The organism is Variovorax sp. LARHSF232, from assembly GCF_052871435.1.
This window is the reverse complement of sequence record NZ_JBIXJS010000016.1, coordinates 18,289-41,734: the sequence shown is the minus strand read 5'-3', so window position 1 is coordinate 41,734 and position 23,446 is coordinate 18,289. Positions and strand designations below refer to the sequence as shown.

The 23,446-nt window shown below is 67.6% G+C and carries 21 protein-coding genes and 1 tRNA gene; 13 read left to right on the top strand and 9 right to left on the bottom strand.

Translation table 11 applies throughout. The annotated features are described in order from the left end of the window. Positions 1-43 precede the first annotated feature (43 nt). Together ACIPRI_RS25790 and ACIPRI_RS25785 are read right to left on the bottom strand one after the other, a co-directional pair. Entirely contained in the window at positions 44-889 is an 846-nt protein-coding gene (locus ACIPRI_RS25790) for a DMT family transporter (protein ID WP_446624359.1), read from the bottom strand. Between the two features lie 51 nt (positions 890-940). Continuing rightward, on the bottom strand, positions 941-2,275 hold the full coding sequence (locus ACIPRI_RS25785) for a PQQ-dependent sugar dehydrogenase (RefSeq protein WP_446624358.1): 1,335 nt from the start codon (positions 2,273-2,275) through the stop codon (positions 941-943). A 119-nt stretch (positions 2,276-2,394) separates the two neighbouring features. Between ACIPRI_RS25785 and ACIPRI_RS25780 the strand changes: the two genes are divergently transcribed. The 6 genes from ACIPRI_RS25780 to ACIPRI_RS25755 all read left to right on the top strand — a co-directional run bounded on the left by ACIPRI_RS25780 (position 2,395) and on the right by ACIPRI_RS25755 (position 10,885). Beyond that, positions 2,395-3,147 (top strand): alanyl-tRNA editing protein, encoded by a 753-nt coding sequence (locus tag ACIPRI_RS25780; protein ID WP_446624357.1) that lies wholly within the window; start codon positions 2,395-2,397, stop codon positions 3,145-3,147. 43 nt (positions 3,148-3,190) lie between these two features. Continuing rightward, positions 3,191-5,413 (top strand): protein-disulfide reductase DsbD family protein, encoded by a 2,223-nt coding sequence (locus tag ACIPRI_RS25775; protein WP_446624356.1) that lies wholly within the window; start codon positions 3,191-3,193, stop codon positions 5,411-5,413. Positions 5,414-5,555: 142 nt separating this feature from the next. Further along, a complete protein-coding gene (locus tag ACIPRI_RS25770) occupies positions 5,556-6,215 on the top strand; it encodes a thioredoxin family protein (RefSeq protein ID WP_446624355.1) in 660 nt (219 codons plus the stop codon). Positions 6,216-6,299: 84 nt separating this feature from the next. Further along, entirely contained in the window at positions 6,300-7,406 is a 1,107-nt protein-coding gene (gene hemE / locus ACIPRI_RS25765; protein WP_446624354.1) for a uroporphyrinogen decarboxylase, read from the top strand. Between the two features lie 372 nt (positions 7,407-7,778). Continuing rightward, positions 7,779-9,911, top strand: a complete 2,133-nt coding sequence (gene priA / locus ACIPRI_RS25760) for a replication restart helicase PriA (protein WP_446624353.1) — start codon at positions 7,779-7,781, stop codon at positions 9,909-9,911. Between the two features lie 56 nt (positions 9,912-9,967). Next, positions 9,968-10,885: a hypothetical protein gene (locus ACIPRI_RS25755; RefSeq protein WP_446624352.1), complete on the top strand. Its 918-nt coding sequence runs from the start codon at positions 9,968-9,970 to the stop codon at positions 10,883-10,885. Positions 10,886-10,904: 19 nt separating this feature from the next. Here ACIPRI_RS25755 and ACIPRI_RS25750 read toward each other — a convergent pair whose 3' ends face one another. After that, positions 10,905-11,126: a hypothetical protein gene (locus ACIPRI_RS25750; RefSeq protein WP_446624351.1), complete on the bottom strand. Its 222-nt coding sequence runs from the start codon at positions 11,124-11,126 to the stop codon at positions 10,905-10,907. A 234-nt stretch (positions 11,127-11,360) separates the two neighbouring features. Between ACIPRI_RS25750 and ACIPRI_RS25745 the strand changes: the two genes are divergently transcribed. Next, positions 11,361-11,981: a hypothetical protein gene (locus ACIPRI_RS25745; RefSeq protein WP_446624350.1), complete on the top strand. Its 621-nt coding sequence runs from the start codon at positions 11,361-11,363 to the stop codon at positions 11,979-11,981. 19 nt (positions 11,982-12,000) lie between these two features. Here the strand turns inward: ACIPRI_RS25745 and ACIPRI_RS25740 are convergent, their stop codons facing one another. Continuing rightward, positions 12,001-12,972, bottom strand: coding sequence for an AEC family transporter (locus ACIPRI_RS25740; RefSeq protein ID WP_446624349.1), 972 nt, complete (start codon positions 12,970-12,972; stop codon positions 12,001-12,003). A 131-nt stretch (positions 12,973-13,103) separates the two neighbouring features. Between ACIPRI_RS25740 and ACIPRI_RS25735 the strand changes: the two genes are divergently transcribed. Genes ACIPRI_RS25735 through ACIPRI_RS25725 form a run of 3 tightly spaced genes read left to right on the top strand, consistent with a single transcriptional unit; the run spans position 13,104 to position 16,836 of the window. Next, positions 13,104-15,191, top strand: coding sequence for an ATP-dependent helicase (locus ACIPRI_RS25735; protein ID WP_446624348.1), 2,088 nt, complete (start codon positions 13,104-13,106; stop codon positions 15,189-15,191). Next, a complete protein-coding gene (locus ACIPRI_RS25730) occupies positions 15,188-15,643 on the top strand; it encodes a hypothetical protein (RefSeq protein ID WP_446624347.1) in 456 nt (151 codons plus the stop codon). Before ACIPRI_RS25735 ends, ACIPRI_RS25730 begins: the two co-directional genes overlap by 4 nt. Continuing rightward, positions 15,640-16,836: a phospholipase A gene (locus tag ACIPRI_RS25725; protein ID WP_446624376.1), complete on the top strand. Its 1,197-nt coding sequence runs from the start codon at positions 15,640-15,642 to the stop codon at positions 16,834-16,836. Before ACIPRI_RS25730 ends, ACIPRI_RS25725 begins: the two co-directional genes overlap by 4 nt. A gap of 3 nt (positions 16,837-16,839) precedes the next feature. On the opposite strand, the gene ACIPRI_RS25720 is transcribed toward ACIPRI_RS25725, so the two are convergent. The 3 genes from ACIPRI_RS25720 to ACIPRI_RS25710 form a co-directional block, all read right to left on the bottom strand. Beyond that, positions 16,840-17,238, bottom strand: a complete 399-nt coding sequence (locus ACIPRI_RS25720) for a hypothetical protein (RefSeq protein ID WP_446624346.1) — start codon at positions 17,236-17,238, stop codon at positions 16,840-16,842. Positions 17,239-17,257: 19 nt separating this feature from the next. Next, positions 17,258-17,890 (bottom strand): hypothetical protein, encoded by a 633-nt coding sequence (locus ACIPRI_RS25715; RefSeq protein ID WP_446624345.1) that lies wholly within the window; start codon positions 17,888-17,890, stop codon positions 17,258-17,260. 198 nt (positions 17,891-18,088) lie between these two features. Continuing rightward, on the bottom strand, positions 18,089-19,024 hold the full coding sequence (locus tag ACIPRI_RS25710) for a LysR family transcriptional regulator (protein WP_446624344.1): 936 nt from the start codon (positions 19,022-19,024) through the stop codon (positions 18,089-18,091). A gap of 67 nt (positions 19,025-19,091) precedes the next feature. Between ACIPRI_RS25710 and ACIPRI_RS25705 the strand changes: the two genes are divergently transcribed. Together ACIPRI_RS25705 and ACIPRI_RS25700 are read left to right on the top strand one after the other, a co-directional pair. Next, positions 19,092-20,441 carry an aminotransferase class III-fold pyridoxal phosphate-dependent enzyme gene (locus tag ACIPRI_RS25705; protein WP_446624343.1) on the top strand — a complete coding sequence of 450 codons (1,350 nt, stop codon included), beginning with the start codon at positions 19,092-19,094 and terminating at the stop codon, positions 20,439-20,441. 14 nt (positions 20,442-20,455) lie between these two features. After that, a complete protein-coding gene (locus tag ACIPRI_RS25700) occupies positions 20,456-21,976 on the top strand; it encodes a CoA-acylating methylmalonate-semialdehyde dehydrogenase (RefSeq protein WP_446624342.1) in 1,521 nt (506 codons plus the stop codon). A gap of 27 nt (positions 21,977-22,003) precedes the next feature. On the opposite strand, the gene ACIPRI_RS25695 is transcribed toward ACIPRI_RS25700, so the two are convergent. After that, positions 22,004-22,666 (bottom strand): glutathione S-transferase family protein, encoded by a 663-nt coding sequence (locus ACIPRI_RS25695; protein ID WP_446624341.1) that lies wholly within the window; start codon positions 22,664-22,666, stop codon positions 22,004-22,006. A 106-nt stretch (positions 22,667-22,772) separates the two neighbouring features. On the opposite strand from ACIPRI_RS25695, the gene ACIPRI_RS25690 reads away from it, so the two are divergent. Then, complete coding sequence (locus ACIPRI_RS25690; protein WP_446624340.1) at positions 22,773-23,261, top strand: winged helix-turn-helix transcriptional regulator; 489 nt, start codon at positions 22,773-22,775, stop codon at positions 23,259-23,261. 70 nt (positions 23,262-23,331) lie between these two features. Here ACIPRI_RS25690 and ACIPRI_RS25685 read toward each other — a convergent pair. Then, positions 23,332-23,407 (bottom strand) — tRNA-Phe (locus tag ACIPRI_RS25685). Positions 23,408-23,446: the final 39 nt, after the last annotated feature.

Genomic DNA, 23,446 nt, shown 5'->3' with positions numbered 1-23,446 from the left:
TTAGTGTTCGTGCCCCAACCGCGCCCAACTGCACAAAAAGACGCTAACGCCCCTTGTGCAGCAACACCAGCGCAATCCCGCCCAGGATGGCCACGCCCGCCAGCACCAGGCGCAGGCTGATGGCCTCCGACAGCAACAAGGCGCCCCCCAGCGCGGCGATCAGCGGCACCGACAGCTGTACCGTGGCGGCGCGCAGCGCCGTCAGTCCGGGCAGGGCGGCGTACCAGATGACATAGCCCAGGCCGGAGGTGATCGCGCCCGAGACCACCGCCAGCGCTGCGCCCTGGGGACTGGCATGCGCTTGCAGTGCCAGCAGCAGGCTCAGGATCAGGGCCAGCGGCGTCGCGCGCAGGAAGTTGCCGGCGGTGGCCACCAGCGGATCGACCACGCCGCGGCCGCGCAGCGAATACACGCCCCAGGCCACGCCGGCCAGCGCCATCAGCACGGCGCCCAGCAGCGACGGCGCGCTCACGCCAGGCAGCACCAGCCAGACCAGCCCGCCCGCTGCCAACGCGAAGCCCAGGCCGCCCAGCCGCCCGAAGGATTCACCCGCGCGCCAGCCCGCCGCCAGCATGGTGAGCTGCACCGCGCCAAACAGGATCAGCGCGCCGGTGCCGGCCGTGAGGCTCAGGTAGGCAAAGGAAAAGAAGGCGACATAGGCGAAGAGCATGGCCGCCGCCAGCCAGTCGACCCGCGCCGGCACGGCGATGGGCCGGGGCCGCAAGCGCAACACCAGCGCCAGGGTGAGCGCGCCCGACACCAGCCGCAGGCTGCCGAAGCTCGCCGGATCGATGCCGCCCTGGGCCAGCGCCAGCCGGCACAGGATCGAATTGGCAGCAAAGGCCAGCATGGCCGCGGCCGTCAGGACGATGGTGCGTAGCGGGAGCATGGCCCCGCTTTATAGGCGAGTCCAGTGAAGCAGAGAAATCAGCTGTGCGGCCTACCTGGCGGGCGAGACGCGCCAGACCGCATTGCCGACATCGTCAGCCACCAGCAGCGCACCCGACCGATCCAGGGTGACGCCCACCGGCCGGCCATGGGCCTTGCCGTCCTTGCTGAGAAAGCCGGTCAGCACGTCCACCGGCTGCCCCACCGGGCGGCCGCCGGCAAAGGGCACGAACACCACCTTGTAGCCTGAGTGCGGGCGGCGATTCCATGAGCCGTGCTCGCCGATGAAGGCGCCCGAAGCGAAGCCGGGCGGCATGCCGCGCTTGTCGGAAAAAGTGAGCCCGAGCGCCGCCACGTGGGCGCCCAGCGCATAGTCCGGCGCCACCGCCTTGGCCACCATCTCCGGACGCTGCGGCTGCACCCGTTCGTCGACCTTGGCGCCGTAATAACTCCAGGGCCAGCCGTAGAAGCCGCCGTCCTTCACCGACGTGAGGTAGTCGGGCACCAGGTCGCTGCCGATCTCGTCGCGCTCGTTCACCACCGTCCACAGCGCCCCGGTCTCGGGCTCCCAGGCCATCCCGTTGGGGTTGCGCAGGCCGCTGGCATAAAGGCGCTTGGCGCCGGTCCTGGTGTCGACCTCCCAGATCGCGGCGCGGCCTTCCTCGATGTCCATGCCGTTCTCGCCGATGTTGCTGTTGGAGCCCACCGTCACGTAGAGCTTGCGGCCATCGCGGCTGGCGACCACGTTCTTGGTCCAGTGGTGGTTCAGCCCGGCCGGCAGGTCGGTCACCTTCACCGGCGCCGCCGGCACGGTGGTCTGGCCATTGCGGTAGGGCACCTTGACCAGTGCGTCGGCATTGGCAATGAAGAGCTCGTTGCCGACCAGCGCCATGCCGAAAGGCGAGGTCAGATTCGACAGGAACACCTGGCGCGTCTCCGCCACGCCGTCGCCATCGGCATCGCGCAGCAGAGTGATGCGGTTGGCACTCGGCACACGAGCGCCGGCGCGCTTCATCACGGCGCCCATCACCGAGCCGCGGATGCGCTTCATCAGGCTCTGGTCGCCGCCCTCGGGCGGGGGCGGCTTGTTGCTCTCGGCCACCAGCACGTCGCCGTTGGGCAGCACCAGCAACCAGCGCGGATGGTCCAGCTGGCGCGCCAGCGCCGTCACCTTGAAGCCGGCGGCCGGGATCGGCGCGGCGACATCGGTCCAGCCGGTGGCCTCGGCGATATTCATCGTCGGGATCAGCGTCTTGTCGGGCGGCGGCAGCTGCGGGCTGGGCCCGACGCCGGCCTCGAAGGGCAGCTTGGCGGTTTCGCCGCAGCCGGCGAGGCCCAGGGCCAGCAGCAGGCAGGCAAGGGAGAAGGGAGTTGCGAATCGGGACATGGCAAAGACTCCTGGACGCATCACTCATCATTGCTCGCCAATGGGGCCGATCTTGTCGGCTGGAGGCCCTTTGCGCCGTCGGCGCACCCGAACAGAGGGAGGCCGCTACCATCGAGCCCATGACCCAGGACCTGTTCCGCTCCGATGCCTACCTGCGCGAATGCGAGGCGCGCGTGCTGCGTCTGGAGGAAAGCTGCATCGTGCTGGATCGCACCGTCTTCTATCCGCAAGGCGGCGGCCAGGCCGGCGACAGCGGCGTCCTGTTCGGACCCGGTGGCCTGCGGATCGCCATTGCCGACACCCGCAAGGCCAAGAATGAAGACGGCCAGGCGACGGCTGACATCCTGCACGTGCCGGCGCCCGGCCAGGGCGAAGCGCTGGCAGTGCTGCGCCCCGGGGACGCCGTCAGCGTGCAGATCGACTGGGAGCGCCGCCACAAGCTGATGCGCTTTCATACGGCGACCCATCTGCTGTGCCACCTGGTGCCGCAGCCGGTGGATGGCTGCTCGATCACGCCGGACTACGCGCGCCTGGATTTCCACATGACCGAGCCGCTCGACAAGGACGTGCTCACCCAGGGCCTGGCGCGCCTGGTCGGCGAGGCGCATGCGCTGGAGGTCGGCGCCATCAGCGAAGCCGAGCTGGACGCCAATCCGGACCTGGTCCGGAGCATGAGCGTGCAGCCGCCGCGCGGCAGCGGCCAGGTGCGCACTATCCGCATCGTCGGTCAGAGCGAGCAGGCGCACATCGACTACCAGCCCTGCGGCGGCACCCACGTGGCCAATACCCGCGAGATCGGGGCGGTGGTGGTCAGCAAGATCGAGAAGAAGAGCGCCCGCACCCGCCGGGTGGTATTGGGCTGGGCCGCCTAAGGCGCCGGAACTTCGCCGCCACGTGCACGCTCCGACCCCTCGCATGCTTCCAACTCTTCGCAAGGCTTTCGCAGCCACCCTGTTCCTGGCCGCCGCGGCCGCCGGCCTGCCGGCTGTCGCCCAATTCACGACGAATCAGGCCCAGTCCGTGGTCAGCACGCCGCGCGTGCGCGCCGAACTGTTGGCCTATGCGCCCGAGGGCGTGACGCCCGGCGCGCCAGTCTGGGTCGGCCTGCAGCTGGCCCACCAGCCGCAGTGGCACACCTACTGGAAGAACGCCGGCGATTCCGGCCTGCCCACAGAGCTCAACTGGACCCTGCCGGCCGGCGTGACCGCCGGCGAGATCGCCTGGCCCGCCCCGCACAAGATTCCGATCGGCTCGCTGGCCAACTACGGCTACGAGAACACCGTGCTGCTGCCGGTGAAGCTGACGGTGGCGCCCGACTTCAAGCCCCCGCTGTCGCTCACTTCGGGCGGCGGCGAGCTCGACATCAAGCTCAAGGCCACCTGGCTGGTGTGCAAGGAGGAGTGCATTCCGGAAGAGGGCAGCTTTGCGCTCAAGGTGCCGCTGCAAAGCGCCACCGCCTTGCACCGCTCCGCCTTCCAGGCCGCCTTCGACGCCCAGCCGATCGAACTGGCGAAGCCCGGGCGCATCGAGATCGAGGGCCAGAAGCTGAAGGTGCAGATCGACGGCTTGCCGGCCTCGGCGCAGGGCCGCCAGCTGGAGTTCTTTCCGGAAACCGGCGAGGTGATCCACAACGCAGCGGTCTCCGGCCGCGATTGGACGCAGAACTGGCAAGGCGGCACCTGGACCGCCACCCTTCCCCTGGCCGAACAGCGCAGCGCCGACCCGACCCGCATGCCGGTGGTTCTGGCCCTGACCGAGCCGCGGGCCGGCGAAAAACCGATCGCCTGGCGCGTCGAATCGCCGATCTCCGGCACCTGGCCGGGGCCGGCCGCCCCTTCCGCGCGCAGCACCGAACTCTCGCCAGCCCTGAAGGCGGCGCTGGCCGACAACGCCGCGGCATCCCAGGCAGCCCAGCCGCAGCGGATTGCAGGCGGCAGCATGGTGGCGGCCTTGATCGGTGCCCTGCTGGGCGGACTGCTGCTCAATCTGATGCCCTGCGTATTCCCGGTGCTGGCCATCAAGGTGCTGGGCTTCGCCCGCCACACCCAGGACCACGGCGGCCACCGGCGCGCCGCGCTGGCCTACACCGCCGGCGTGATGAGCTCCCTGCTGGCGCTGGCTGGGCTGATGCTGGCTTTGCGCGCAGCCGGATCGCAACTGGGCTGGGGCTTCCAGCTGCAATCGCCGGCGGTGGTGGCGGGGCTGGCGGCGCTGTTCACCCTGATCGGCCTCAACCTGGCGGGCGTCTTCGAGTTCGGCCGCATGGCGCCGGCCTCGGTCTGCGGCGCCCAGGCCAGGAAGCCATTGGCCAACGACTTTCTTTCGGGCGTGCTGGCAGTGGTGATCGCCTCGCCATGCACGGCGCCCTTCATGGGCGCCTCGCTGGGCTTTGCCATCACCTTGCCGGCCTCGCAGGCGCTGTTGCTGTTCGCGGCGCTGGGCTTCGGGCTGGCCCTGCCCTACCTGCTGGCCGGCTTCATCCCGGCGGTGGCGCGGCTGTTGCCCCGCCCCGGGCCCTGGATGAAGACCTTGCAGCGCCTGCTGGCCTTCCCCATGTTTGCCACCGTGGCCTGGCTGGTCTGGGTACTCGGGCAGCAAAGCGGCATCGATGGCGCCGGCGCGCTGCTGGCGCTGCTGGTGTGTCTGGCGGCAGTGGTCTGGTCCTTCACCCTGCGCGGCCGCGCGCGGGTGGTGATCGCCTCGATCTTCCTGGTTTGCACCGCGGTGCTGGCCGGCAGCATCGGCCACAACATCGTTCTGGGCACGCCGCCCGTGGCAGCCGCTGCTTCTTCGGCCGACTCTGACTGGCAGCCCTGGTCGGCGCAGCGCGTGGCCGATTTGTCGGCCCAGGGCCGGCCGGTCTTCGTGGACTTCACCGCCGCCTGGTGCGTGACCTGCCAGTACAACAAGAAGGCCACTCTGGCCGACGCCGAGGTGCTGGCCGGGTTCAAGGCCAAGAACGTGGCCCTGCTGCGCGCCGACTGGACCCGGCGCGATCCGGCCATCACCGCCGCCCTGGCGGCCCTGGGGCGCAGCGGCGTACCGGTTTATGTGCTGCAGGCGCCCGGCAAGGCGCCAGTGGTGCTCAGCGAGATCCTCGGCAAGGACGAACTCGGGGCCGCGCTGGCCACCTTATGATGGTCCGCGAGGCCCTTGACCATGGGCGCTTACGGGTTGTAGCAACGACTTGAACAAACAGGTCTAAGCTGTCGCCGCAGTTGAAATATTCGAGGAGTCGAATCTCACTATGTCGAAGCTTTCCACTTCCGCAGACCGTTCCATGCGTGCCGCGCGCCAGGCCCGCGCCGCCCTCAACCGGGCTTCCCGCCGGGCCATCATGACGGCCGCCGTGGCACTCGGCGCCACCCTGCTGATGGGCAGCGGCGCCCATGCTGCACCCACCGTCGGCCAGAAGGCCCCTGATTTCGTGGCCACCGACACCCGGGGCCAGCCGCACAAGCTCTCGGACTTTGCCGGCAAGTACGTGGTCCTGGAGTGGACCAACCCCGGCTGTCCCTTCGTGCAAAAGCACTACAACAGCGGCAACATGCCGGCCACGCAGAAGGCCGCCACCGCCAAGGGCGTGGTCTGGCTGGCGATCAACTCGACCGAGCGGGCCTCGTCCGACTACCTGCAGCCGGCGGCCCTGGACAACTGGCTGAAAGAGCGCAAGGCCGGCCCGACCGCCACCCTGATGGATCCGGACGGCACCATCGGCCAAGCCTACGGCGCACGAACCACGCCGCACATGTTCATCATCGATCCGCAGGGCGTGCTGGTGTATGCCGGCGGCATCGACAGCATCGCCTCGGCGCGCCAGGAAGACATCAAGAGCGCCACCAACTACGTGAACCAGGCGCTGGGCGAAGCCTTTGGCGGCAAAGCGATCTCGGCCGCGACCACGCGCGCCTACGGCTGCTCGATCAAGTACAAGGCCTGATCCAGCCCGCAGACGCACCGGCGCCGCTTTGCCCACAATGTGGCGGCGGCCCGGGGCCTCATTCTTGCCTGCGACAATCAGGGGATGGCTTTTGCTCCCCTGAAGAACGACACCTTCCTGCGCGCCTGCTGGCGCCAGGCCACCGACTACACGCCGCTCTGGCTGATGCGCCAGGCCGGACGCTACCTGCCGGAATACGTGGCCACGCGGGCCAAGGCGGGCAGCTTCATGGGGCTGGCCACCAACGTCGATTTCGCCACCGAAGTCACCTTGCAGCCGCTCGCGCGCTATCCGCTGGATGCCGCCATCCTGTTCTCCGACATCCTCACGGTGCCCGACGCCATGGGCCTGGGCCTGTCTTTCGAGGCCGGCGAAGGGCCGCGCTTTGCCAGGCCGGTTCGCGACGAAGCCGCCGTGTCGGCGCTGGCGGTGCCGGACATGGACAAGCTGCGCTACGTGTTCGACGCGGTGCGCTCGATCCGTCATGCGCTGGACGGCCAGGTGCCGCTGATCGGCTTTTCCGGCAGCCCCTGGACCCTGGCCTGCTACATGGTCGAGGGCGCGGGCTCCAGCGACTATCGCCTGGTCAAGTCCATGCACTACGGCCGGCCCGACCTCATGCACCGGCTGCTGGCGGTCAATGCCGATTCGGTGGCGGCCTACCTCAATGCGCAGATCGATGCCGGCGCCCAGGCAGTGATGATCTTCGACAGCTGGGGCGGCGTGCTGGCCGATGGCGCCTTCCAGGAATTCAGCCTGGCCTACACGGCGCGGGTGCTGTCGCAGCTCACGCGCGAAGGCGCCGACGGCCAGCCGGTGCCGCGCATCGTCTTCACCAAGGGCGGCGGCCTGTGGCTGGAAGACATGCACGCGCTCGACTGCGAGGTGCTGGGCCTGGACTGGACGGTGAACCTCGGCCAGGCGCGCCGGCGCGTCGGCGAAGCGGGCCCCAGGCCCAAGGCGCTGCAAGGCAACATCGATCCGAACGTGCTGTTCGCCGACCCCGGCCAGATCGCCGCCGAGGTGGCCAAGGTGCTGGCGAGTTTCGGAAAACCGCACACGGACGTCTCGCAAAGCGGCCCGACGCACATCTTCAATCTCGGCCACGGCATCAGCCAGTTCACGCCGCCCGATAACGTGGCAGCGCTGGTGGAAGCGGTGCACAGCCAGTCGCGGGCGCTTCGCGCGTAGCGATCACTCACCGCTGTGAACGAATGTAAGGCGAGAACGCCGGAATCGGCTTTGTCAAGGTCGAAAGGGTAAGGACCGACTGACTTATGCACAAAGCCGATGCTGCGGTGCGCAAACCCGGCCAGCCCATTGCGCCCGCTGCTCCTAAACCGATAGCGCTCCTAAGTTGTTGATTTATATAAGCTTTGATTTTTGCCCTTTTTGCGGGCATTCCAGTGGAGGCCTTGATTTACAAGGCTTCGGGGCCGATCCGGCGCCGATATCAACAAAGTTATCCACACAAACTCTGGACGATACGCAAAGCTCAAACAAATCAATGACTTAGTCCAACTTCTTACAAGCCGCTTTAACAAACATTGCTACTCGCCCTTCATGACCTGGCGCCTTGAGATTGCCGTGCAAACCCCTGCGCACAGTGCCCTGGGCGACCTGTTGAGCTACGCCAGCGGGGCCGAATTGGCCCCCGGCAGCCTGGTGCGCGTGCCGCTCGGGCGGCGCGAAGTGCTGGGGGTGGTGTGGGCCGCCGAAGCGGTGGGGCCTGCGACGCCTGCGCAGGCGGACGCCGCCGAGCCGATGGCGCTGCGCGAGGTTGCGGCAGCGCTGGACGCGCTGCCGCCGCTCAGCCCTGCCTGGCGCGACCTGGTGGGCTTTGCCGCCCGCTACTACCAGCGCTCGCTGGGCGAAGTGGCGCTGGCGGCATTGCCGCCGCAGCTGCGCGACTTGAGCGCGGTCCAGCTGGCGCGCCGGCTCAAGCGCCGCACGGCGGCCGGCGAGGGCCCGGTGGTGCCAGCAATGGCAAACGCGCCGACGCCCACCCCCGAGCAGGCCCGCGCCCTGGCCCGGCTGGACGCCGAGGCCGGGCCATTCCTGCTGTTCGGCAGCACCGGCAGCGGCAAGACCGAGGTCTACCTGCGCGCCGTGGCCGAGCTGCTGGCGCGCGAGCCCGACGCCCAGGCGCTGGTGATGGTGCCCGAGATCAACCTCACGCCGCAGCTGGAAGCGCGCTTTGCCGAACGCTTCGGCGCCGATGCCGTGGTGTCGCTGCACAGCGGCATGACGAATCCGCAGCGCCTGGCCAGCTGGCTGGCGGCGCACCTGGGGCACGCCCGCATCGTGCTGGGCACGCGCATGGCGGTGTTCGCCTCGATGCCGCGGCTTGCCCTGGTCGTGGTCGACGAGGAGCACGACCCCAGCTACAAGCAGCAGGAAGGTGCGCGCTACTCGGCGCGCGACCTGGCTGTGTGGCGCGGCCGGCGCGAGGCCGCCAAGGTGCTGCTGGGCTCGGCCACGCCTTCGCTGGAAAGCTGGCACCAGAGCCGTCCGCCCGCGGGCGAGGATAGCGGCGGGCGCTACGTGCGGCTGGAGATGCCCTCGCGCATCCAGGCCAAGGACGGCGGCGAAGGCGCCCTGCCCACCGTGCGCCTGGTCGACATGAACTTGCAGCCGCCCAAGACCGTGCTCTCGGCCGCGCTGCTGGACGCCATCGGCCAGCGCATCGCGCGCGGCGAGCAGAGCATGGTCTTTCTCAACCGGCGCGGCTATGCGCCGGTGCTCGCCTGCGGCGACTGCGGCTGGAAAAGCGAGTGCCCGCATTGCAGCGCCTTCCGGGTCTTCCACAAAATCGACCGCAGCCTGCGCTGCCACCACTGCGGCTTTGCCGAGCGGGTGCCGCGCGCCTGCCCGTCCTGCGGCAACCTGGACATCGCGCCGATCGGCCGCGGCACCGAGCGGCTGGAAGAGCACCTGGCGGAACTGTTCAACGCCGTGCGGCGCCCCGACGGCTCGCCGGTGCGCATCGCCCGCATCGACGCCGACAGCACACGCAAGCAGGGCGCGCTGGAACAGCAGCTGGCGGCCGTGCATGCCGGCGAGGTCGACATCCTGGTGGGCACGCAGATGATCGCCAAGGGCCACGACTTTCGCCGCATCACCCTGGTGGCCGCACTCAATCCGGACGGCGCCCTGTTCTCCAGCGACTTTCGCGCGCCCGAGCGCCTGTTCAGCCTGCTGATGCAGGCAGCCGGCCGTGCCGGGCGCGACGCCGCCTATCTGGCCGCGCAAGAAAGCAACGCGCAGATGTGGATCCAGACCCACCATCCGCAGCACCCCCTGTTCACCGCCTTGCGCCAGCACGACTACCCGGCCTTCGCCAGCCAGGAACTGGAGGAGCGCCGCGCCGCTGGCATGCCGCCCTTCGCCTTCCAGGCGCTGCTGCGAGCGGACGCGCGCACCCAGGAAACCGCGCAGGCCTTTTTGCAGGCCGCATCGGAGGCGGCCGCCTCCCTGGAAGGCGCCGACCGGGTCAGCGGCTATCCGGCGGTGCCGCTGCCGATCCAGCGGGTGGCCAACGTGGAGCGGGCCCAGATGCTGATCGAAAGCGGCTCGCGCGCCGCATTGCAGAAGTTCCTGGCGGGCAGCCTGCCGCTCTTGCATCAGCTGCGGCAGTCGCCCGCAGGCAAGGGCGTGATCCGCTGGCTGGTGGATGTCGACCCGCAGGCGATCTGATCTGCCTGTTTCCCCACTGGCTTTAGGGAGTGCTTGGGGCTATCGTGTCGCCCACCATGAAGCACGCACCGCACTCCATTTGGCGCCTTGGCGCCTGGCTGCTGGCCAGCCTCTTTCTCGCCCTTGGCACGCAGGCTCAGACGCCGGCCGAGCCGGCGGCAGCGAACGAAAACGGCGCGGCCCAGCTTCGCGCGAAATACCAGTCGCTCCAGCCGCAGCTGGCGAACAACCCCTTCAAACGCCGCATCTCGCTGGAATCCACCGAGAACCCGAACAAGCTTGCCGGCGACATCTACGCGGTGGTGGACCATCCCTTCGAGCGGGTGCGCGATGGCCTCAAGATCCCCGGCAGCTGGTGCGAGGTGCTGATGCTGCACCTCAACACCAAGCATTGCGTGGTGCAGGGTGCCGACAGCGCCAACCCGACGCTGACAGTCGCGCTCGGGCGCAAGTTCGATCAGCCCCTGTCGGAGGCCACGCCGGTGAAGTTCAAGTTCCATCAGGCCGCGGCCAGTGCGGACTACCTCGATGCGCGGCTGAGCGCCGACGAAGGCCCGATGTCCACGCGCAACTACCGCATCGAGCTGACCGGCACGCCGATCGACAGCGGCAAATCCTTCATCCACCTGAGCTATTCCTACGCCTACGGCACCGCGGCGCGCTTTGCGATGTCCGCCTATCTGGCCACCCTGGGCAGCGACAAGGTCGGCTTCACCAGCACCGGCAAGGACGCGGAGGGCAAGCCGCAGTACATCGGCGGCGTGCGTGGCGTGGTGGAGCGCAACACCATGCGCTACTACCTGGCCATCGACAGCTTCCTGGATGCGCCCGTCCCGGCGCAGCTGGACAAGCGGCTGGCCGTCTGGTTCGACGCCACCGAGCAGTACGCGCGGCAGCTGCACGAGGTGGATCGCGCGGACTACCTGACCATGAAGCGCAATGAATACCGCCGAATGAAGGACGGCGGAACCTGACGCAGCGGCAGCACCGCTCTCAGCGAACGGTCATCGGCTGCTTGGTCATCTGCACATAGCGCAGTTCGTCGCCGCCGCTGCCGCGTCGGCGCCGCGCCGTCGTGCCGGGCCAGGCGAACAGGATCAGCCCGAGGGCCCCGGACGCGAGCGCCAAACCGGCGCCCAGGTATTGCGCCCACCACAGCCAAGCCATGGCAGCGCACCAAACGATCCACAAAACGAGGCGAAGTAGGGTCGTCATCGAATGCTCCCGTTCATGGCCGCACTCTAAGCCAATTTGTGAACCTAAGCACTAGCCGGAAGACCTAGGACAACCCGGACGAACGTGGGGAAGTTCTCGGAAGCGCAAGATTGTGAAACAGCAATTGACGTTCGGGTGGCGCACTGAGAGCTTCGCGCCAGGCCGCCCGCAACGCTTGTGTTCGGCGCCTCGGGGGACCACAGCATGCGAGCCCTGCATCGAATCTGGCCAGCCTTGTTGATCATCGTGACCGCGATCGCGGTGCAACCGGCCGAGCTCACGCTGGAAGGCAACCGGCTGCTGGTGTCGGGCGTGCTCGACGGCAGCGCGGTAGAAACCTTCCTGGAGCAGCTGCGCCGCGGCAACGTGCAGACGGTCGTTTTCGAGAACTCGCTGGGCGGCACCGCCGAAGTGGCCGGCCTCTACGCCCGAGTCATCCGCGAAACCGGGGTCAGCACCGAAGTGATCGGCCAGTGCCACGCGGCTTGCGCCTATGCCTTCCTGGCCGGCAAGGTGCATCGATTCGGCGAGGGCGAGCAGGTCAATGCCCTGCTGATCCCGGTGGGCACCCGCCCCAAGCCCGCCGAGTTGGCCTCGCGCTGGCGCGGCGAGGAGGTGCACAAGACCCTGGCCGAATTCACCGCCGCAGCGCAGGACGAGGTGAACCCGGCAGACGCCGCCACGCCCAAGGAGAAGTGGCGGCCCGAGCACGGCGTGCTCTTCATGGCCACGCCCACGCTGTTCGGCCGCATCTACAACACCTACTACTGCGACGGCACCCAGGGCCGCGATCTGACACGCTGCGAGCTGCTGTCGGACGCCGACCCGCGCAAGCTGGGCGTGATCACCGAGTAGCCGGCCCCAGCAGCGGACGTCAGCGCAGCCGTTCGGCCTGACCCACCACCAGCGGGAAGGTGAAGAAGGCCGCGGCCGTCGTCCACAGGATGATGCGGGCGATGCGGCCGTTGTCGGCGCCGAAGCGTTCGGCCAGCATCGCGACATTGCTGGCGCTGGGGAGCGCCGCCACCAGCACCAGCGCCACCATGGCCGGCGCGCCGAGCGGCAGGCCCAAGGCGCGCGCCAGCCAGGCCACTGCGCACACCAGCAGCGGATGCGCTATCAACTTCACCAGCACCACCGGCAGCACGTCGCGCACCGGCGCATGGCCACGCGCCTCGTGCGCGAGCATGGCCGAGCGCGCCAGCACGGCGCCGATGGTGAACAGGGCGGCCGGCGAGGCCGCATCGCCCAGCATGGCAATGGTGCGGTCCACCGGGCCCGGCAGCCTGTAGCTGGCCGCCGAGGCCAGCGCACCCAGCAAGATCGCCCACGGCATCGGGTTGCGCAGCACGCCAGCCAGTGCCTTGCGCATGGCCTGCGCCGCGCCGTGCGAGCCGGCCGCGTCCAGGCGCGACAAGGCGATGCACAGCGACGAGGTCAGCACCATGTCGAAGATGATGGTGATGATCACCGGCCCGGCCGACTGCACGCCCAGGATGGCGGTGAGCAGCGGCACGCCCATGAAGCCGGTGTTGGGAAAGGCCGCGACCAATGCGCCGAAGGACGCGTCGTTCCAGCCGATGCGCTCGTTGCGGCTGAAAGCCACCACCGCGCCCACCGTCAGCAGCGCACACAGCCCCCAGACCAGCGCCACGCTGCCGTCCAGCAGCTGCCCGATCGGCGTGTTGGCGCCAAAGCGATACAGCATGCAGGGCAGCGCGAAGAACAGCACGAAGGCATTGAGCCCCGGAATCGCTTCCAGCGGCAGCACGCGGCTGCGGGCGGCCACATAGCCGGCGGCAACCAGTGCGAAGAAGGGAATGGTGACGAGAAAGATCTGGAGCACGAGGAGCCGGATTGTCGCCGCGCCGCCGCAGGCGCCCTTCGCATGCCCTTCGCGATGCGAAATAGGCCCTCCGTATCATTGGCCGCCTTGCCTCGTTCGGCGCCGCCCTGCGCCTGTCTGCCTCCTTCCTCATGTCTCACGGTCTCAATCTCGCCCAACAGGAAGCTGTCAACTACATGCACGGGCCCTGCCTGGTGCTGGCGGGCGCCGGCTCGGGCAAGACGCGGGTGATCACGCACAAGATCGCGCGCCTGATCCAGGCCGGGCTGGAGCCGCAGCGCATTGCCGCCATCACCTTCACCAACAAGGCCGCGGCCGAGATGCGCGAGCGCGCCAAGAGCCTGATCGGCAAGGACGCCCGCAAGGTGGTGGTGTGCACCTTCCACGCGCTGGGCGTGCGCATGATGCGCGAGGACGGCGAGGTGCTGGGCCTGAAGCCCAAGTTCAGCATCCTGGACGCCGACGACGTCACCAAGATCCTGAAGGATGCCGGCGGCACCACCGATGCCGCCACCGCACGCATCTGGCAGTGGACCATCAGCAAGTGGAAGAACATGGGGCTGAATTCCGATCAAGCGGAGGCCCAGGCAGCAGACGACAACGAGCGCATCATCGCCCGCATCATGGCGCGCTACGAAGAGCGCCTGACGGCCTACCAGAGCGTGGACTTCGACGACCTGATCGGCATGCCGCTCAAGCTCCTGAGGGATCACGAAGAGGTGCGCGCCAAGTGGCAGCAGGCGCTGGGCCATGTGCTGGTGGACGAATACCAGGACACCAACGCCACCCAGTACGAAGTGCTCAAGGCCCTGGTCGGCGAGCGCGGCCGCTTCACCGCGGTGGGCGACGACGACCAGTCGATCTACGGCTGGCGCGGCGCCACCCTGGACAACCTGCGCAAGCTGCCGATCGACTTCCCCAACCTCAAGGTGGTGAAGCTCGAGCAGAACTACCGCAGCACCAGCGCCATCCTGCGCGCCGCCAACAACGTGATCGGGCCCAACCCGAAGCTCTTTCCCAAGACCCTGTTCAGCGAGCTGGGCGAAGGCGAACCGGTGCGCGTGGTCGATGCCGACAACGAGCAGCACGAGGCCGAGCGCGCAGTGGCCCGCATCCAGAGCCTGCGCGAAAGCTCGCAGCACAAGGAGTTTCGCGACTTCGCCCTGCTCTACCGCGCCAACCACCAGGCCCGCGTGTTCGAGCAGGCATTGCGCCGCGCGCAGATTCCCTACAAGGTCTCGGGCGGCCAGAGCTTCTTCGATCGCGCCGAAATCAAGGACCTGTGCGGCTGGTTTCGCCTGTGGGTCAACAACGACGACGACCCAGCCTTCCTGCGCGCCATCACCACGCCCAAGCGCGGCATCGGCCACACCTCCTTGCAAAGCCTGGGCGTGTTCGCCAGCCAGTACAAGCTGAGCCTGTTCGAGGCGCTGTTCAGCTCCTCCCTGCCCAGCGTGATGAACAAGCGGGCGCTGGACGGCCTGCACGAGTTCGGCCGCTACATCAACGACCTCGAATACCGCGCCCGCCACACGCTGGGCGCCGAGGACGCACGCGCCTTTCTCAACACCTGGCTGAAGGAAATCGAGTACGAGAAGCACCTCTATGACGGCGAAGACAGCGAGCAGGCCGCTGCCACCCGCTGGACCAACGTGATGGAGTTCTGCGACTGGATGGCACAGCGCTGCGGCGGACAGATCGCCGATGCCGCCGGCGCCAGCGATGCCGACGGCGAAAAGAAGAGCCTTCTGGAAGTGGCGCAGACCATCTCGCTCCTGTCCACCATCAGCGAGCGCGAGCAGGACCAGAACGTGGTCACGCTCTCGACCTTGCACGCCTCCAAGGGCCTGGAGTGGCCGCACGTGATGCTGATCGGCGCCAATGAAGGTTTGCTGCCCTTCAAGCTGGACGACGACGAGGGCCGCCAGGAAAAGGTCAGCGACAACACGCTGGAGCGCCTGCAGGAAGAGCGGCGCCTGATGTACGTGGGCATCACCCGCGCCCAGCGCAGCCTGGCGGTGAGCTGGACCAAGCGGCGCAAGAAGGGCCGCGAGATGGTGGCGGCGCAACCCAGCCGCTTCATCGCCGAGATGGCCCTGGACAAGACCACCGCGAAAGAAGACCCGCGCGAAAAACTCAAGGCACTGCGCGCCGAGTTTGCCAAGCGCGCCTCCGACACCGCGGCTGCGGCCGCCAACGCGGCGCCCACCGCCCCATGATGCGGCGCCACCTGCTGGCCGCCGGCTTGCTGGCGGCTGCCTGCAATGCACCGCTGGCCTGGGCGCAAGCAGCACAAGACGCGCCGAAGGCAGCGGCCTGCCCCGCAGACGCGACAGCGCTGCCGGTGCAGGCGCTGTACGGCAGCTGGGAGGCCCGCATCGACGGCCAGGACGGCATTGCCACCGTGGTGCTCGAGAAGCATCCCGAGTACGACGGCGTGCGCGGCAGCATCCGGCGCGCCGGCCAGCCACCGGCCCAGCTGGCGGGCGACATCGACCCCGAAGGCCAGCTTGCGCTGGACGAATCGCAGGACGGCAAGTCGATCAGCGCCAGCTGGTCGGGCACGCTGCAATCCGGCTCCTGCGGCAAGGAATTCAAGGGCACCTGGCGCCGGTCATCCGACGACAGCAGCCACGCCTTCGTGCTGCACAAGGCCGCTTCATGGAAATGATGATGAAGAAGATAAAACCCAAGGGCAGCAGCGCCGTGCTGGCGGCCACCTTGCTCATAGCGACGGGCTGGCTGGCTGCGGCAAGCCCGGTGCAGGCGCAGGGCTCAGCCGCTAACACGCCGCGTGCCGATTCGCTGCTCACCTGGCAGCAATGCCAGAACATCACGGCCGACAAGGACGCGCGCCTGGCCTGCTTCGACCGCTGGGCCCAGCAGCAAAGCCTGCCGGCGACCACCGTGCCCGCCGCGCCGGTGGCTTCTTCTCCCAGCACGCCCGCGGAGAACACGCAAGCCCAGCCGCCGGTCGACGCTGCCATTCCCGCCACCCGCGTGGTGGAGGTGAACGGCGATGCCTGCCGCGACCGCCAGTACTCGGCCCTGTCGCGCTTCTGGGAGCTGGAAAACGGCACCGACTGCGGCGTCTTCGGCCTGCGCGGCTACCGGCCGATCGACGTCACCTTCGCGATGGCCACCGACCGGCCCCAGACACCCACCTCGCCCGCGCCGAACCACACCGGCACGCCGATGGACTACCAGCCGGGCGAGATGCGCCTGAACCTGTCGCTGCGCACCAAGCTCGCACAGGGCATGCTCACCGGCGGCGCCGACCCCACGCGCAAGGACTCGCTGTGGTTCGGCTACACGCAGAAATCGACCTGGCAGGTGTTCAACGCCGAGCTGTCGCGGCCCTTCCGCACCACCGACCACGAGCCGGAGGTGATGTATGTCTATCCGACCGACATGCACCTGCCCGGCGGTTGGCGCTGGCGCTACGCGGGCCTGGGCCTGGTGCACCAGTCCAACGGCCAGACCGAGCCACTGTCGCGCAGCTGGAACCGCATCTACCTGATGGGCGGCGTGGAGCTGGACAATCGCTTCGTGCTCAACATGCGCGCATGGAAGCGCATCAGCGAAGACCCGACCAAGGACGACAACCCCGATATCGCCAGCTACATCGGCCGCGCCGAGTTTTCCGCCCTGTGGAATCCTGACGGCAAGAACTCGCTCGGCCTCACGGTTCGCGCCTTCGGCAAGGGCTCGCAGCGGCTGGAATACACCCGCGCCATCGGCGACCCGAGCCAGAGCAACCTGCGCTTCGTGATGCAGGTCTTCAATGGCTACGGCGACACGCTGGTGGACTACAACCGCAAGCGCACGGTGTTCAGCGTGGGGCTGCGGCTGGTGGATTTCTAGCGCTCAGGGAAAGACGGTAATGCAGCCGATGCTGCTCGCTGCCACCAGGATCCGGGCCGCGTCGTAGCCTTCCACCTGGTAGCAGTAGGTCTCGTCGATGAAGACCGAGGCATCGATCAGCGAAAGGGTCGTCACTTCGGCCAGCACGTGGCCGTCACGGATCACCAGAAAGCTGGCGACAAAGGGATCGTCGCTCCAATCCACCTCGATGGCTTGCGGCCCGACGCGTGTCAGCGCCATCGACAGCGGTGCCACCGCGGGTTCGACCACGTCGACGCCGATGCCGACGCCCACATCCACCGAGCCGCCGCCACCGCCGCCGCAAGCGGCCAGGCCGGCCAGCATCAACACCGCCGCGGTGCTGCGCAGCCAGAAAGCGCTGCGCGAGAAAAATGCCTTCATGTTGGACATCCTGACTCCCTCAGGGCGCCGTGGCCGGCGTGGCCGTTACCGACAACTTGGACGCGCTGAGATACAGCAGCGGTTTCGCATCGCCGCCAGTTCCGTCGATCCGCAGCTCGAGGAACCTGTCGAACGGACTCGCCGTGTTCAGATGGGCGAGCAGCGCAGGCGGCGGCATCGCATCGCTTGGCAGCACCCCCGCGGACCCGCGCAGGTCGGTGGTTCTGGGCTGCTGGTTGGCCTGGACCCAGGCCAGGCGCAGCGTGCCGCCGGAAGGGATCGGCGCCTTGGCTTCCAGCCGGATCGACTCGCGGTTCGGATGGGCCCCACCGCCGTCGCTGACGACGATCTCCGCTTGCTCGGCCGGCAGGTCCACCGTGGCGTTGCCAATCACCAGACGCAAGGCGCGAACCGCGCCGACATAGCGCGCCGCGTAATGGTCCGGGTTCTTGTCGGGCAGGCCGTCGTCATAGCGCGCCGAGAACGACCAGTTGCCGGATTCGAGATCGGCGCGGGAAAAGCCCAGGTCCACCGGCAGGGCAGCCAGTTGCTCGGCCGACGGCGGCTTGAAGGTGCCGCTGCCCGAAAGCTTGAATTCGGCCGCGGCGCTCTTGCCCGGCATGGCCAGCACCGCCACCACCACGAGCGGCAACGCAAACAGCAGTGACCTTGCTCGTGAAGTCGGCCTGGCAAGGCGTGCTTCTACCCGTGTTCTCGATGGCATGTGACTCGTCGCGTGAAGGCGATTGAATGTGATCAGACCCCAACAACGTGGGGCGCTCGCGATCCGGCGACTCCGCATGCAACGGATGTGTTACCGATCGTTGGACCGCCAAAGGAAAAATGGCGCTCACGCGCGATGCGCCGCCGCCAGGCACTCCTGAAAAGCCAGGACCGCGCGCGAAGGCTTGGGCGATCTGCGCAGCAGGCTGACGAAGCGGCAGATGTAGTTGAAGCGCGCCGGCGCCAGCGCGCGCATCCGGCCGCGCGCTTCGAACACCTGCGCGTAGTGGTCCGGCAGGAAGCCAAGGAAGCGCCCCGACAGGATCAGGGTGGCAATCGCCTCCTGATCGAAACCGGTGGCCTTGCGCGCCAGCTTGGCGCGGTGGCTGAGTTCCATGTTGGGCGAGTGGTAGCCGAGGCCCGCAAAGTGGTGCTCGCGCAGGCGCGCCCACGTCAGGCGCTCTTGCGGCGCATCGAACAGCGGATGGCCCTTGCCGCAATACAGCAGCATGCGCTCGTCGAAGAGCTCGGTATACATGAGGCTTTTGGACGCGCGGTGCGCCGGGATGATGCCGATCTGGAAGGTACCGTCGAGCACGCCCTGCTCGATGGCCGTGATCGAGCCCACATGCATCGCCAGGGCGACCTCGGGCGCCAGTTCGGTGAAGCGGGCAATGGCCTCGCCGATGTGCGCCTTGGGGTTGGTGGCCGTCTTGTCGAACAGCGCCACCTCCAATTGGCCGCCCATGCGCTTGTGGATGTCGTCGATGCTGCCGCGAAAGGCGTCGACCGAGGCCAGCAGGCGCAAGGTCTCGTCATAGACGCGCTGGCCCTCCGCGGTGAGCGCGAAGCCGGCCCGGCCGCGCCGGCACAGCACCAGGCCCAGGCGGGTTTCCAGATCTTTCACGTGCCGGCTCACGGTGGAGGTGCCGATGTTGAGCTCCAGCTCGGCCGCCGCCATGCCGCCGCAGTCGACCACGCTCTTGAACACCTTGAGCAGGCGCAGGTCCATGTCGCTGAGTTGGCCCAGGACGGCTTTGCTGCGGGTGTCTTTTACTTGCATGAATCGTCAAGTGAACATTGATATTGCGCCATTTTCCACACTGATGGCCTTGCCAACAATGAGCGCCATGACCCTCCCCGTCCTCGACACCCAATCCCCCATCCGCACCGACGCCGCCTGGCTCGATGCGCACTGGATGCCCTACACCGGCAACCGCCAGTTCAAGGCCGACCCGCGCCTCATCGTCGAGGCCAAGGGCGCCTACCTCACCGACCATGAAGGCCGCAAGATCTTCGACGGCCTGTCGGGCCTGTGGTGCACGGGCCTGGGCCATGGCCGCCCCGAGATCACCGAGGCGGTGAGCCGCCAGATCGCCAAGCTGGACTATTCACCGGCATTCCAGTTCGGCCACCCGCTGTCCTTCGAACTGGCCAACAAGCTCAAGGAGCTGACGCCCGCCGGGCTGGACTACGTGTTTTTCACCGGCTCGGGCTCGGAGGCCGCCGACACCTCGCTGAAGATGGCGCGCGCTTACTGGCGAGCCAAGGGCCAGGCGAGCAAGACGCGCCTGATCGGCCGCGAGAAGGGCTATCACGGCGTCAACTTCGGCGGTATCTCGGTGGGCGGCATCGGCGCCAACCGCAAGCTCTTCGGCCAGGGCGTGGAGGCCGACCACCTGCCGCACACCCAACTGGCAGCCAACGCCTTCACCCGCGGCATCCCCGAGAACGGCGCCGAGCTGGCCGACCGCCTGCTGGACCTGATCGCGCTGCACGACGCATCGAACATCGCGGCGGTGATCGTCGAGCCCTTTGCCGGCTCGGCCGGCGTGCTGATTCCGCCCAAGGGCTACCTCACGCGCCTGCGCGAGATCTGCACCGCGCACAACATCCTGTTGATCTTCGACGAGGTCATCAGCGGCTTTGGCCGCAGCGCCGCGATGACCGGCGCCGACGCCTTCGGTGTGACGCCGGACATCATGAACTGCGCCAAGCAGATCACCAACGGCGCGCAGCCGCTGGGCGCGGTGATTGCCAGCAAGGAGATCTACGACACCTTCATGGCGGCGGGCGGGCCCGACTACATGCTGGAGTTTCCGCACGGCTACACCTATTCGGCGCATCCGGTGGCCTGCGCCGCCGGCATCGCGGCGCTCGATGTGCTGCAAGCGGAAGACATGATCGGCCGCGTGCAGGCGCTGGCGCCGCATTTCGAGAACGCGGTGCACAGCCTGAAGGGCAGCAAGCATGTGACCGACATCCGCAACTTCGGCTTGGCGGCGGGCATCAGCATTGCTGCCCTGCCCGGCGAGCCGGCACGCCGCCCCTACGAGATCGCCATGAACTGCTGGAAGAAGGGCTTCTACGTGCGCTACGGCGGCGACACGATCCAGCTGGCGCCGCCCTTCATCACCGAAAAGGCCGAGATCGACCGGCTGATCAACGCGCTGGGCGATGCCCTGGCGGAAACCAACTGAACACATCGCTTGCCATGCAGCACGACAAGAACGTCACCCAGACCATCGGCCACTTCATCGACGGCGCGCGCGTCGCGGGCAGTGGCGCCCGCATGCAGCCGGTGTTCAACCCGGCCACCGGCTTTTCGGACAAGAGCGTCGCACTGGCCGACGTCGTCACGGTGGAGCAGGCCATCGCCTCGGCACAGGCGGCCTTCCCGGCCTGGCGCAACACGCCGCCGCTCAAGCGCGCGCGGGTGATGAGCCGGCTCAAGACCTTGCTGGAAGCCAATGCCGACAAGATCGCCGCGCTCATCACTGCCGAGCACGGCAAGGTGCTGGCCGACGCGCATGGCGAGCTGCAGCGCGGCATCGAGAACGTGGAATACGCGAGCTACGTGCCCGAGCTGCTCAAGGGCGAGCACAGCAAGAACGTCGGCCCGGCCATCGACTCGTGGAGCGAGTTCCAGGCGGTGGGCGTGTGCGCCGGCATCACCCCCTTCAACTTTCCGGTGATGGTGCCGCTGTGGATGTGGCCGATGGCGGTGGCTTGCGGCAACACTTTCGTGCTCAAGCCCTCGGAGCGCACGCCTTCGTCCACCCTGTTCATGGCCGAGCTCGCGCTCGAGGCCGGCCTGCCGCCGGGCGTGCTGAACGTGGTCAACGGCGACAAGGAAGCAGTCGACACCTTGCTGAAAGACAAGCGCGTGAAGGCCGTGAGCTTCGTTGGCTCCACGCCGATTGCCGAATACATCTACACGACGGGCACCGCGAACGGCAAGCGCGTGCAGGCGCTCGGCGGTGCCAAGAACCACGCGGTGGTGATGCCCGACGCCGACATTGCGAACGCGGTGAGCGCACTGATGGGCGCAGCTTACGGCTCGTGCGGCGAGCGCTGCATGGCGATCCCGCTGGTGGTGGCCGTGGGCGACGCCACGGCCGATGCGGTGGTCAAAGGCCTCAAGGCCGAGATCGCCAAGATGAAGGTCGGCCCCGGCACCGACAACGGCAACGACATGGGGCCGCTGGTGACCCAGCCGCATTGGGAAAAGGTGAAGGCTTTTGTGGATGCGGGCGTGGCCGCTGGTGCCAAGCTGGTGGTGGACGGGCGCGGCATCCAGGTTGAAGGCCACGAAGGCGGCTACTACCTGGGCGCCTGCCTGTTCGATGACGTGAAGCCTGGCATGTCGATCTATCAAGAAGAGATCTTCGGCCCGGTGCTCGGCGTGGTTCGCGTGAAGACCTTGCAAGAGGCCATGGACCTGATCGATGCACACGAGTACGGCAACGGCACCTGCATCTTCACCCGCGACGGCGAGGCCGCGCGCTGGTTCGGCGACAACATCCAGGTCGGCATGGTCGGCGTGAACGTGCCGCTGCCGGTGCCCGTGGCGTACCACTCCTTCGGCGGCTGGAAGCGATCGCTGTTCGGCGATCTGCATGCGTACGGGCCGGACGCGGTGCGCTTCTACACCAAGCGCAAGACCATCACGCAGCGCTGGCCGTCGGCCGGGGTGCGGGAGGGGGCGGTGTTCAGCTTCCCGTCGAGCCGCTGAACAAGGCGTGCGCGGTCGACGACCGCCTCAATCACGGTCTGGCGCGCCGAGTGGGAAGAGCGGTCGATACGGTCTGGCCTCCTCGACGGCCCGGGCGAACGAGGGGCGCGCCAGCAGACGCGCGCGATACGCTTTCAGCACGGGATAGGCATCGGAGATGCGGTGCGTCCAGTCGGCGTAGAACAGCGAGGGCGCCGCCGCACAGTCCGCGAGCGTGAAGTCCTTGCCTGCCGCCCACGGCCGCCTGTCGGCCAGATGCCCTTCAAGCCAGGCGTATGCGCGCTCGAGCTTCTCCACCGCGGCCACGAGGCCGTCCTGGCGCTTCCCAGCGTCGCCCGTCAGCGCCCCGGCAACAGCATGCTGTATCGGAGTCATCACGTGGAGGTCGAAGAAGCGGTCGAGGAAGCGCACGTCCAGTGCCGCCATCGCTTCGCTTGGCAGCAATGCCAGCGGACCGCGATGGGCGAGCTGCAGGTACTCGATGATGATGCTCGTCTCGGCAATGCTGCGGCCACCGTCGATCAGCAGCGGGAACTTGCCCAGCGGCCACCGCCGCAGCCAATCGGCCGAGTGCTCGGGCGTGTCTGGCCCCAGGCAGCGAAATTCAAACGGCGTGTTGTTCTCGTACAGCGCGACCAGGGCTTTCTGCGTGTACGAGGAAAAGGGATGGCCATAGAGCACCAGAGACATTGCGGGATCACCTGTTCGTTCAACTGATTGCACATTGCAAGTGGCAGCACCATACTCATACCACTTGCATAATGCAAGTCCTTCATTCCGAGAAAAGAGAACCGAGATGCCGCAAACGGAGCGCTCAGGCTGCCCGATCAATCTGACGCTTGAGCTGCTGGGCGACCGTTGGAGTCTGATCGTCATTCGCGACGTCATGTTCGGGAACAGACGAAGCTATGGCGCACTGCTGGCGGAAAGCGAAGAAGGCATCGCCTCGAACATTCTTGCGGACCGGCTCAAGCGCCTCACCGAGGCCGCGCTGTTGACCAAGGAACCTGATCCGCAACATCGCCAAAAGGCGATCTACAGCCTCACCGAAGCGGCCATCCAGCTGGTGCCGCTTCTGGCCAACATGGCGGCCTGGGGCCGCCGGCACACGAACCCCAGCACCGAGTTATCGATACGCGCCGAGCTTCTGGAGGCAGGCGGCCCCCGGCTTTGGGAAGCGTTCATGACTGAACTGCGCCATCTTCATCTGGGCGCGCGGCGCCCGAAACGCTCTGTGCTGGCGGAATTGCAGGACGCGTACGAGCTGGCCGTGAGGCGCCCTTAGCGTCAAGATGATCCGAAAGTTCAAAACAAAAAGCCCCTGACTCGCTTTCGTGAATCAGGGGCTTGGTATTTGGTGGCCTGGGGCGGAATCGAACCACCGACACGCGGATTTTCAATCCGCTGCTCTACCAACTGAGCTACCGGGCCATTCTCTCTTTTTCTTTTTTTAAGAGACGCTCAAGCCTG

Excerpts from the sequence above, each read along its gene's own strand:
- ACIPRI_RS25755 (WP_446624352.1), top strand. The coding sequence starts at position 9,968 with ATGAAGCACGCACCGCACTCCATTTGGCGCCTTGGCGCCTGGCTGCTG.
- ACIPRI_RS25790 (WP_446624359.1), bottom strand. The coding sequence starts at position 889 with ATGCTCCCGCTACGCACCATCGTCCTGACGGCCGCGGCCATGCTGGCC.
- ACIPRI_RS25770 (WP_446624355.1), top strand. The coding sequence starts at position 5,556 with ATGCGTGCCGCGCGCCAGGCCCGCGCCGCCCTCAACCGGGCTTCCCGC.
- ACIPRI_RS25780 (WP_446624357.1), top strand. The coding sequence starts at position 2,395 with ATGACCCAGGACCTGTTCCGCTCCGATGCCTACCTGCGCGAATGCGAG.
- priA (WP_446624353.1), top strand. The coding sequence starts at position 7,779 with ATGACCTGGCGCCTTGAGATTGCCGTGCAAACCCCTGCGCACAGTGCC.
- ACIPRI_RS25775 (WP_446624356.1), top strand. The coding sequence starts at position 3,191 with ATGCTTCCAACTCTTCGCAAGGCTTTCGCAGCCACCCTGTTCCTGGCC.
- hemE (WP_446624354.1), top strand. The coding sequence starts at position 6,300 with ATGGCTTTTGCTCCCCTGAAGAACGACACCTTCCTGCGCGCCTGCTGG.
- ACIPRI_RS25730 (WP_446624347.1), top strand. The coding sequence starts at position 15,188 with ATGATGCGGCGCCACCTGCTGGCCGCCGGCTTGCTGGCGGCTGCCTGC.
- ACIPRI_RS25720 (WP_446624346.1), bottom strand. The coding sequence starts at position 17,238 with ATGAAGGCATTTTTCTCGCGCAGCGCTTTCTGGCTGCGCAGCACCGCG.
- ACIPRI_RS25695 (WP_446624341.1), bottom strand. The coding sequence starts at position 22,666 with ATGTCTCTGGTGCTCTATGGCCATCCCTTTTCCTCGTACACGCAGAAA.
- ACIPRI_RS25705 (WP_446624343.1), top strand. The coding sequence starts at position 19,092 with ATGACCCTCCCCGTCCTCGACACCCAATCCCCCATCCGCACCGACGCC.
- ACIPRI_RS25690 (WP_446624340.1), top strand. The coding sequence starts at position 22,773 with ATGCCGCAAACGGAGCGCTCAGGCTGCCCGATCAATCTGACGCTTGAG.
- ACIPRI_RS25725 (WP_446624376.1), top strand. The coding sequence starts at position 15,640 with ATGATGATGAAGAAGATAAAACCCAAGGGCAGCAGCGCCGTGCTGGCG.
- ACIPRI_RS25785 (WP_446624358.1), bottom strand. The coding sequence starts at position 2,275 with ATGTCCCGATTCGCAACTCCCTTCTCCCTTGCCTGCCTGCTGCTGGCC.
- ACIPRI_RS25710 (WP_446624344.1), bottom strand. The coding sequence starts at position 19,024 with ATGCAAGTAAAAGACACCCGCAGCAAAGCCGTCCTGGGCCAACTCAGC.
- ACIPRI_RS25750 (WP_446624351.1), bottom strand. The coding sequence starts at position 11,126 with ATGACGACCCTACTTCGCCTCGTTTTGTGGATCGTTTGGTGCGCTGCC.
- ACIPRI_RS25700 (WP_446624342.1), top strand. The coding sequence starts at position 20,456 with ATGCAGCACGACAAGAACGTCACCCAGACCATCGGCCACTTCATCGAC.
- ACIPRI_RS25735 (WP_446624348.1), top strand. The coding sequence starts at position 13,104 with ATGTCTCACGGTCTCAATCTCGCCCAACAGGAAGCTGTCAACTACATG.